Here is a 10,238-nt window from a genome sequence, read left to right as displayed (position 1 = left end):
GCGTTCAGGAGTTTGTCGTAGTGAGCCACAGCATTTACTTGCTGGAAACGCAGTTTCCAGTGCTGTAGCGAACAGCGACCCAACTCCTGCCCCTCATAGCTAGACAAAGAAAAGGGAGGAAATCATGATACAAACTGGCGATATTCTTTTTCAAATAGATCATTTGGAGGAGCTAGGGCGAGGGATTCAAGAAGTGACGGAAAAATGTGGACAACCTAATTTTACGCACGTTGGAGTAGCGAAAAAGGAGCATGAAGATGTTTTTGTCCTTGAGGCGAACATTTCTGGTGTGGTAAAAACTCCGTTAGATCAATTTTTGGCTTGTTCAGAGCAGCAGGGAAATCGGGCAATCGTTGCGGTGAAACGTTTGAAATCTCCTTATCAATACACTATCCCTCAAGCAATTTCTCGAATAGAAAGTGTGCTTGGGCGAAGTTATAATTTTACTTTTCTCCCCGAAAATGAGGAGTTTTATTGTTCGGAGCTTGTGCAATATGCGTTTGTTGATCGTGAAAATCATTCGCTTTTTCCACCAGTTCCGCTTTCTTTTAGCAATGCAAAAGGTGAAGTTTCGGAGTTTTGGATAGATTATTACAAAAAATTTGATATGGAAGTGCCACTTCATGCACTTGGGAGCAATCCAAACAATTTGTATCAATCACCTTATTTGGAGCTAGTAGAAAATTTATTTTAAGGGGACCTCTAAAAACTCCGGTTAAGCCAAAATTAGCTAGTTTTTCGATTTTCGAGGAAATCGACGAAAGCTATGTGGTTCATAGGTTGAGGAGATTGACGAAGAAAATCGGAAAACTAGCAATTTTGGGTAAGCGTGAGTTTTTAGAGGTACCCTTAAGCTACCTTTAAATAGCAAAAAAACTTCTCGCATGGATATAGAAAACATCTATCACTAAACTCTTTTTATTTTCACTTGTTTTATTATATACTTATTTCCAGAGGTCATTCCTATAATCTATTTTACAAGGAGAATTAAAATGAAGAAAAAATTATTTAGTTTTATTGTTTTAGCAGCAGCGGCAGTTTTTGTACTTGCAGGTTGTGGAGGGAGCAAAAGCTCAGACTCTAAAGAAAGAAAATATGTTGTCGGAGTAACGACGGAGCAACAAAAAGAAATTTGGAAATATGTGGGCAAACAAGTGGCAAAAGACGGAATTAAAATTGACGTGAAAATTTTCAGCGGATATACCGAAGAAAATCCAGCACTTGCTGACGGTTCGCTTGATTTGAACTCATTCCAACACGTTGCTTTCTTGAATAATTTCAACAAGGAAAATGGTGAGGATTTAGTCCCTATCGCATTTACACTCATTTCACCATTTGGTTTGTACTCAGGTATTGAAAAAGGAAGTACAGGTGACTATAAAAATGCTGAGAAAAAAATCAAGTCTTATAAAGATTTGAAAGACGGAGATACAGTTGCCATTCAAAATGACGTGACAAACGGTGGTCGTGCGTTGCAACTTTTAGATGCGATTGGTGTTATTACACTGAAAAAAGATGCACCAGAATCGCCAACGGTTAAGGATATTGAAAAATACAATACAAAAATCGAAATCAAAGAAATTCAAGCCGACCAAATCGCCTCAGTTTTACCAGATGTAACAGCAGCAACGATTAATACAAATTTTGTAAACGATCAGCTGAATACTACACCAAGAGAAGCAGCACTCTACATTGACACCGACCATTTAGAAAAAGTAAACGATATTTACAAAAATGTTATCGCTGCTCGTAAAGAAGATGAAAACAAAAAAGATTTCAAAACAATTGTGAAAGCCTATCAAACACCAGAAGTGGCAAAATTAATCGAAAAAACAAATGATATGCCCGCTTGGTAGTCTTCACAACTTGATTAAAACAAGCAATACTCGCATGAAATTTTTTGTTCAGATAAAGAATTTCATGCGATTTTTTTAAAGGGTGCCTTAAAGGTACTCTAAATACATAAATCATTTGTATGAAGAGGAGAATGAGAAAATGATTCATTTAAAAAATATTTCAGTTCATTTTAAGCAAAAAAATCGAGAAGTTCATGCGGTGAAAAACGTTTCTTTAGAAGTTGAGAGTGGAGATATTTATGGCATTGTGGGCTATTCAGGTGCTGGAAAGTCAACGCTTGTTCGCATTATCAATCTTTTGCAACACCCGACAGATAAGTCGAGTGAAGTAATTGTTGACGGAAAAAATCTTCTGTCGCTTTCTCAAAAAGAATTACGCAAGGAACGCAAGAAAATCGGTATGATTTTTCAACATTTTAACCTAATGGCAAGTAGAACGATTGCTGATAACGTGGCATTTCCTTTGAGAAATAGCGGACTTTCTAAAGCTGAAAAAGAAGAAAAAGTAGAAAAATTACTTGATTTGGTGGGGATTTTAGATAAGAAAAATAGTTATCCAATTCAGCTTTCAGGTGGGCAAAAGCAACGTGTAGCGATTGCTCGTGCGTTAGCCAATGACCCGAAAATTTTGCTTTGCGACGAGGCGACAAGTGCCTTAGACCCTAAGACAACCCTTTCCATTTTGGAATTGCTAAAAGAAGTGAATCAAAAATTAGGGATTACAATTGTTATTATTACGCATGAAATGCAGGTGGTCAAAGAGATTTGTAATAAAGTAGCTGTTATGGAAAATGGAAACATTATCGAAAGCGGAAATGTTGTCGATATTTTCAATCAGCCAAAACAAGCACTCACACGTGATTTCATTCGTACGGCAACGCATATTGAGCAGGCGGAAAAGAAAATTCTTTCACATACAAAAGAACAAGTGTACGAACTGAAATTTTCAGGTAGACATACTGCAGACCCGATTATCGTGGAAATTTACAAACGATTTGGGATTGTGGCAGATATTTTGTATGGTAATATCGAGTTTTTACAAGAAACAATGATTGGCACGCTTTTTGTAACGTTAGAAGGAAAAGTTGAGCTAAACGAACTAGAGGCATACTTAGCAGAACAAGACGTAACAATTACAAAAATAAATAAAAAAACTTGAGCGAAGAGAACAAAAAAATATTATTAAGGGGTAATTCAAATGATTGAACAATTTTTCCCAAACGCTAGTTTACTCTGGGAGGAGTTTGGTACAGCGACATTGGAAACATTAGCGATGACGTGTATTTCTGGAGTGATCGCAGGAATTTTAGGATTGATTTTAGGTGTTATTTTATTAATAACAGACGAAGACGGTTTACAACCGAATCGAATTGTATATAGCATTTTAGACAAAATTGTCAATATTGGTCGTTCCATTCCGTTTATCATCTTACTTGCTGTTATCATGCCGTTTACACGTGTTTTGGTTGGTACAAGTATTGGAACAGAGGCGGTGACGGTGCCTATCGTACTTGGTACGATTCCATTTTTTGCAAGACAAATTCAAAATGTTTTACTTGAGGTGGATAGCGGTGTGATTGAGGCGGCAAAATCTATGGGCGAGAGCAATTTAGGAATTATTTTATTCGTCTATTTAAAAGAAGGTTTGGTTTCGATTATTCGTGCCTCTAGTTTTACAGTGATCAATCTAATCGGTTTGACAGCAATGGCGGGAACTGTTGGTGGTGGCGGTCTTGGAGCAATGGCACTTCAACAAGGATACCAGCGAGGACGTGACGATGTGACGTTGCTATCATTAGTTTTGGTGTTAATCATTGTATTTATCACGCAAATTATCGGGAATTTATTAGTCAAATGGACGTTGAGAGGAAGAAAAATTTAGCGAGGTGGCAATATGGCTATTCAAGAGGCGGTTCGTGCAGGAGTGAATCAATATTACGGTGGACTTCAGGCGGTACATCATTTACCAGAGCAAATTGAAAATTACAGACAAGCGGTAATTATTACAGGCAAACAATCTTCCAAAGCTTTTTTTGATTATGCACCAGAATATCAGTATTTGCCAGTTTTTTATTATGATGAGACGTGTAGTTGGGAAGATGCGACACGTTTGTCGGAAGAATTAAAGCGAATAAACGCTGATTTTATCATCGGTATTGGTGGCGGGAAAATTGCTGATACAGTCAAAATGACGGCTCATTTGCTTGATATTCCTTTCGGTTTCATTCCGACACTTATTTCAAATTGTGCAGCGAGTACACCACTTGCGGTGATTTATACACAAGAAACGCATGAATTTATTGAGTTTACTCCATTTTCTCGAATTGCTGAGTTTGTTTTGGTGGATTACACTCTTTTAAGCAAGTCACCATTTGACTATTTTCTCGCAGGAATTGGGGACACGTATGCAAAATATTATGAGGCACGAGGGATTTTGCAAGCAACGAGCAAGCGAACGCCCGCTTATGCCAAACTTGGCTTTGCTACAAGTAAAGTGATTTTAGAAATTTTAAACACTTCGGCAGAAGGAGCGATTTCTGCTCTTAGAAAAAACGAAGTGAATGAGGAGTTTCAAGAAGTCGTTGATGCGATTATTGCCCTTTCTGGAAGTGTTGGAGGTTTTGCACTCGAATACGGCAGAGTAGCAGGAGCACACGCATTTCACAATGCACTTAGTTTGGTAAAAAATACACATAGTGTTTTGCATGGAAAGAAAGTTGCCTACGGCATTTTGGTTCAACTTGCAGTAGAGAAAGATTTTGATGAAATCAAGCGTTTGAAAAAACTATTCAAGCACTTTGATTTACCTACCTCACTTCAATCACTTCATTTGCAAATAGAAAACAGAGCGGAATTAGCAAAAATTGCTGCATTTGCTGTGAGCGAAAAAGAAACGTTTCGCTTGATAAAACCAGATATAACAGCAGAGGAATTGATTTGTGCGATTGAAAAAGTGGAGGAGTTATGAAAAAAATAGGGATTATTGGAATTGGAAATGTAGGTGCTACACTTGCTTATCGGTTGGTTCTTCAATCTATTTGCCAAGAAATAGTCTTGATTGATGAAAATGAACGGCGAACACTTTCGGAAACACTTGATTTAACAGATGCTCAAGTGCCACTTTCTAAAAAAACGAAAATTTTCACTCAAGACTACGAACAATTAGTCGACGCAGATTTGTTGATTATCAGTCTTGGAAAAATCGAGGTGTTATTAGAAAAAAATGTCGATAGAACAAGTGAATTGCGACAAACGCATAAAATGATTGAAAAAATTGCCCCTAAAATCAAACATTCAGGTTTTCGAGGGATAATTCTTGTTATCACCAATCCAAATGATGTGATTACAACGTATTTGCAGAAATTACTAGATTATCCAACGGAAAAAATATTTGGTTCAGGTTGTGTCATTGACAGCAATCGGCTAAAAAATATTATTGCAGAGGATTTAGGTGTTCAATCAAGAGAAGTGAGTGCCTTAATGTTAGGTGAACATGGGGAAAGTCAATTTCCTGCATGGAGTCAGATTTTGCTAAAAGGTAGAAAAATTAGCGAGCTTTACCCAGAAAAACTAACAGATTATGAAACTGCGACCAAAGCAAGAGGGTGGCGAATTTTGACAGGAAAACACTATACTTCTTATGGGATTGCTACGACAGCAAGTTATTTAATTGAAGTGTTAAACTCTACAAAAGAAGTTATTGTACCGGTTTCTAACTATGATAAAAAAATGGAATGTTATTATTCTTATCCTTGCAGACTTTCCAGAAATGGTGTAGGTGAGCGAGTGAAACTTCAATTGACAAGTAAGGAAAACAAGAGATTATCTCAATCTATTTCGGTTATTCAAAAAGGAGGTTTTATGATTGAAAGGTGGAATAGCAAGGGGGAAAATAATTGAGAGAGTCTTTTGCGATTACCGAACATTTAAAACAAAAATAATAGGAATCATCTAAAAAACACAAGCATTTCTCTAAAAAATCCTTTATAATGAAAGAAAATCTAACAAAAAAACGGAGAATACCATGAAAATTTTAGTTATTGGTTCTGGCGGTCGTGAACACGCAATTGCGAAGAAGTTTTTAGAGTCTAATAAAGTAGAGAAAGTTTTTGTTGCACCGGGAAATGCTGGAATGACACGTGACGGGATTGAGATTGTGCCGATTGCTGAGAAAGATTTTTCCAAGCAAATCGCTTTTGCCAAGGAAAATGCAATTACTTTCACTTTTGTTGGTCCAGAAATTCCTTTGATTGCAGGGATTGCAGATGAATTTGAAAAAGAAGGGCTATTGATTTTTGCACCAAGCAAGGCTGCCGCTGAAATTGAAGGGTCAAAAGATTTTGCCAAGCAAATGATGAATAAGTACCATGTCCCAACTGCGAAACATCAAACTTTTACCGACTTGAATTTGGCGAAAGCCTATGTCAACGCACAAGGGGCACCTATTGTGGTAAAAGCGGACGGATTAGCAGCAGGAAAAGGTGTAGTTGTAGCAGAAACTGTTGAAGAGGCAGAGGCGGCTCTTGTAGATATGCTAGAGGACAATGTTTTCGGTGCGAGCGGTGCAAGAGTGGTTGTTGAAGAATTTTTAGAAGGGCAAGAATTTTCGTTGCTTTCTTTTGTAGACGGTGAAAAAGTTTATCCAATGGTCATTTCTCAAGACCACAAGCGTGCGTTTGACGGTGATAAAGGTGCGAATACAGGAGGTATGGGTGCATATGCTCCAGTGCCACAGATTCCAGAGGAAATGGTGGCAAAAGCAGTAGAGGAGATTGTCAAGCCGACTGCGAAAGGACTTGTTGCGGAAGGGAAGTCTTTCAAAGGAATTTTATACGCAGGTTTAATTGCGACTAAGCAAGGTGCGAAAGTGATTGAATTTAATGCACGTTTTGGCGACCCTGAAACTCAAGTAGTTTTGCCTAGATTGACTAGTGACTTCGCTCAAATTATCCTAGATATTTTGGAAAAACGTGAACCTGTCATTACTTGGAAAAAAGAAGGGATAACGCTTGGCGTAGTAGTCGCAAGTGACGGTTACCCGGGAAATTATGAGAATGGTTTTGCTTTGCCAGATTTTTCTTCGCTCAAAGAAAGCTCGGTGATTTTTGCAGGTGTAAGCGAAAAAAACGGGCAACTCATCACCAACGGCGGACGTGTGCTATTGCTTGAGGCGACAGGAGAGAACGTTACAGACGCACGTGAAAAAGTTTATCAAGATTTGAAAAAATTAAACTTAGAGCATCTTTTTTATCGTAAGGATATTGGAGAAAAAGCGTTGTATTATTAGAGGTATCCTAAAAATAAAAACCGATAGTTAAAAAAATCTATCGGTTTTTATTTTCTTATCGAACAAAAAATGCCTTCAATACCGCATTAGCGATAAGGAATAGCACAATAAGTGCATTAATGATTAAATGTCGTTTTTTATTGATTAAGACAATCGCAATAAATTCACGAATGAAAGCATTTGGCAAGTAATATCTTGCTGTTTTAGAGCCAAGACCGTCACTTTTCATACCGAGTTTTCGAGCGAAAAGTCCTGCACGAAAAATATGGTATTCATTGCTAACAAAACTACTTTCGTAATTCGCACCTTTTTTCTCTTGCATGATTTCATCTGAAAACCGAAGATTTTCTAAAGTTGTAGTGCTTTTTTCTTCTGTTAAAATATTTTTTTCCGCTACACCTTGCTCCATTGCGAAATGTTTCATCGCCACGCTTTCAGGAATTTTCTCATCTCCACCTTGTCCGCCACTCATCAAAAGAATTGCCTGTTTGCCAGTTAATGTCAGTTGTTCATTCATAAATTGAATCGCTCGATTAATTCTTCCTGCAAGAAGTGGGGAAACTTTTTCACCGTCAAGCAATCCAGCACCTAGGACGATTAGAAAATCCTTGTTCATCTTAGGTTTGAGAATGTTGAAGAGAATTGTGCTACTCAATACCGTACAAAAACAGAGGAAATAATAACCAAATATCCAAAAAACACAGGAATAAATATAAAAATAAAGCGACTCTGTTTGAAGCAAGTCATTTACCCAGCCTCCAAGTAAGAAAAATAATCCAAATATCCCTAAAAATAACGTTAGCATATTGGCAAATGAGCGACTTTCTTTTTTTAGCACCACTCGTGCGTTCCAGAGGAAAAACAAAATTAAGGCATATCCTCCGTAAGTAATCGTGATGAAAAAACTCAAGCCAACAACAAGTAACATACCAATCATTAGCGGAGTAGCAAGGCTTATTCCGATAAGTAAAATATAGCTAAGTGTTGCCACCAAACTAACATTGAACAAAAAACCGATTAAAAGTCGCCGTTTGTCTTTTAAAATCACGCGATAAGTGACCAACCAAATACAGACAAGTGCTACAAATGAAATAACAAGTAAAATTTTGCTATAATTGGTAAAAATAGCCGTTAAAATCGTATCAATAAAAAGTGAGGTAATAAACCAAATACCTAGACTTTTATAAGGATATTTATTTCGTTTGCGAATAATAGAAACGAGTAGTCCAATAAAAATAAGAACTAATAGAAAATCAATGGCAAAGCCAAGCATTTTTATCCCTCCAAAGTAGTTTTTATCTCAAGGGTACCTCTAAAATAGAAGTACCCTATAAAGAATACCACAGAATAGGAAAATTCTCTTTTCTTATCTTTTAGAATTAGCGAGAATTTTTTCTTTTCCGATTCATAAATATTCGGCATTTTCTATATTTATGGAAAAATTTTCAAAAAAATTTTCATTCTTAGTTGGAAACTTCTATTTTCTTTCTTACAATATGCTATAATAGGTGCATTAGAATGAATAAATGAACTTATCCTCAGGAGGAGAAAAGAATGGATATACAACTAAAAACCAAGGCATTAGAGCTTTTACAGGCAGATGCTGATAAAATAAAAAACTTAATTAAACAACAAACTTATGCACTTTGTATTGCACAATGCAAAGCATTTGAGGAAGTCGTTGACACTCAAATGTACGGTTTTTCACGTGAAGTAATGTATGCTGTACGCATTGGTTTTTTAACTGAGGACGAGGGGCAAGAAATTCTAAGCGGACTTGAACGTGAGTTGAATATGCTTTATACAGAAGTAGCGGATACATTGGACGAGGAGGGAGCGGAATGAACTCGCCTAAAAAAATACACAAAAGTCATTTCTTAGACTTTTCGATTTTACTTCCGTATATTTTCCTCGTGATTATCGGTTTGATTATGGTATATAGCTCAACGAGTTATGGGCAATTAATTGCAGGGAAATCGCCATTGCAATCTGTTACCATGCAGGCGGTTTGGTGGGGAATGAGTTTGGTTTTTATTTTCCTCATTTATCACATGAAAGTTACGATTTTTACAAAAAAAAGATTGCTCAATAGTTTGATGTTGGTTGTATTTTGTATGCTTGTCTACGCATTGTTATTTGGAGAAACTATAAATGGTGCAAAAGGTTGGATAAAATTGCCAGTAGGTGGGAATTTACAGCCAGCAGAGTATTTGAAAATACTATTTGTTTGGTTTTTAAGCAATTTATTTGCGGGAAATCAAGACAGAATAGCACAACATCGTTGGCAAAGATTTAAACAGCCACTTCTTATTTTAATCGTGCTTTTAGGCTTGGTTGTCATTACGCCAGATATGGGAAATATGGTGATTTTATCACTGACGGCTTTAGCAGTTATGTTGGCAAGTGGCATTAGCTTTCGATATGCTTATCTAACGATATTTGGCATTATCCTTTCAGGTGTGGCAGGAATGCAGTTAGTCGTTCAAACGAAAGGGCATATATTCCCGAAGAAATTTGCTTATATTTACGGTCGTTTTGAGGCAATGGCGGATACATTTAACCCAGATGTTCTTAGGAAAAGCGGACTTCAGCTCGCTAATTCCTATTATGCTATGCACAATGGTGGGTTATTTGGACTAGGACTAGGCAATAGCGTTCAGAAAAAAGGGTATTTACCCGAGGCACACACTGATTTTATTTTTGCGATTACAATAGAGGAACTCGGTTTGATTTTCTCAATAATTATATTAATTGTTTTGTTCTTTATGATTGCTCGAATGTTTCTTGTAGGAATACGTGCTCAAAAACCATTTAACGCAATGATGTCAATTGGTTTTGCGGTCATGCTACTTATGCAAACTTTTGTCAATCTCGGTGGAATTACAGGTTTAATTCCGTCAACAGGTGTTACATTTCCATTTCTTTCGCAAGGAGGAAATAGTCTGTTCGTTTTAAGCGTGGCAGTAGCGTTTGTCTTAAACGTCTCGGCAGACGAGGCGAGACTTCGACTTGAACAACAGGCGGAAATGGAGTATTTCGATAGAATGCAAGGTTATCAAGGGTACAATTGATTTTCTTGTGTTAATAAATAAGGG

10 protein-coding genes are annotated in these 10,238 nt (G+C 37.0%); 9 read left to right on the top strand and 1 reads right to left on the bottom strand.

Annotated features, from left to right (window positions below; all coding sequences use genetic code 11):
- Positions 1-124 precede the first annotated feature (124 nt).
- The 7 genes from B5D30_RS07995 to purD all read left to right on the top strand — a co-directional run bounded on the left by B5D30_RS07995 (position 125) and on the right by purD (position 7,143).
- Positions 125-694: a YiiX/YebB-like N1pC/P60 family cysteine hydrolase gene (locus tag B5D30_RS07995; protein WP_078807540.1), complete on the top strand. Its 570-nt coding sequence runs from the start codon at positions 125-127 to the stop codon at positions 692-694.
- 298 nt (positions 695-992) lie between these two features.
- Positions 993-1,856 carry a MetQ/NlpA family ABC transporter substrate-binding protein gene (locus B5D30_RS07990; RefSeq protein ID WP_078807539.1) on the top strand — a complete coding sequence of 288 codons (864 nt, stop codon included), beginning with the start codon at positions 993-995 and terminating at the stop codon, positions 1,854-1,856.
- Between the two features lie 139 nt (positions 1,857-1,995).
- A complete protein-coding gene (locus B5D30_RS07985; RefSeq protein WP_078807538.1) occupies positions 1,996-3,015 on the top strand; it encodes a methionine ABC transporter ATP-binding protein in 1,020 nt (339 codons plus the stop codon).
- A gap of 39 nt (positions 3,016-3,054) precedes the next feature.
- Positions 3,055-3,738, top strand: a complete 684-nt coding sequence (locus B5D30_RS07980; protein ID WP_078807537.1) for a methionine ABC transporter permease — start codon at positions 3,055-3,057, stop codon at positions 3,736-3,738.
- A 12-nt stretch (positions 3,739-3,750) separates the two neighbouring features.
- Complete coding sequence (locus B5D30_RS07975) at positions 3,751-4,824, top strand: iron-containing alcohol dehydrogenase family protein (RefSeq protein WP_078807536.1); 1,074 nt, start codon at positions 3,751-3,753, stop codon at positions 4,822-4,824.
- On the top strand, positions 4,821-5,756 hold the full coding sequence (locus B5D30_RS07970) for a lactate/malate family dehydrogenase (protein ID WP_078807535.1): 936 nt from the start codon (positions 4,821-4,823) through the stop codon (positions 5,754-5,756). Before B5D30_RS07975 ends, B5D30_RS07970 begins: the two co-directional genes overlap by 4 nt.
- A 124-nt stretch (positions 5,757-5,880) precedes the next feature.
- Positions 5,881-7,143 (top strand): phosphoribosylamine--glycine ligase, encoded by a 1,263-nt coding sequence (purD, locus tag B5D30_RS07965; protein ID WP_078807534.1) that lies wholly within the window; start codon positions 5,881-5,883, stop codon positions 7,141-7,143.
- Positions 7,144-7,198: 55 nt separating this feature from the next.
- Here the strand turns inward: purD and B5D30_RS07960 are convergent, their stop codons facing one another.
- The gene (locus B5D30_RS07960; protein ID WP_078807533.1) at positions 7,199-8,416 is read right to left on the bottom strand and encodes a YdcF family protein; all 1,218 of its coding nucleotides are present in this window, start codon (positions 8,414-8,416) and stop codon (positions 7,199-7,201) included.
- A gap of 281 nt (positions 8,417-8,697) precedes the next feature.
- On the opposite strand from B5D30_RS07960, the gene B5D30_RS07955 reads away from it, so the two are divergent.
- Both B5D30_RS07955 and B5D30_RS07950 read left to right on the top strand, forming a co-directional pair.
- Entirely contained in the window at positions 8,698-8,988 is a 291-nt protein-coding gene (locus tag B5D30_RS07955; protein WP_078807532.1) for an Fpa/YlaN family protein, read from the top strand.
- Complete coding sequence (locus tag B5D30_RS07950) at positions 8,985-10,214, top strand: FtsW/RodA/SpoVE family cell cycle protein (RefSeq protein ID WP_078807531.1); 1,230 nt, start codon at positions 8,985-8,987, stop codon at positions 10,212-10,214. The genes B5D30_RS07955 and B5D30_RS07950 overlap by 4 nt, the downstream gene beginning before the upstream one ends.
- The last annotated feature ends 24 nt before the right edge of the window (positions 10,215-10,238 follow it).

Source organism: Pilibacter termitis (genome assembly GCF_900167335.1).
Lineage (GTDB): Bacteria > Bacillota > Bacilli > Lactobacillales > Streptococcaceae > Pilibacter > Pilibacter termitis.
Note: the sequence above shows the minus strand (reverse complement) of the source record. Positions and strands in the feature narration are given on the sequence as shown.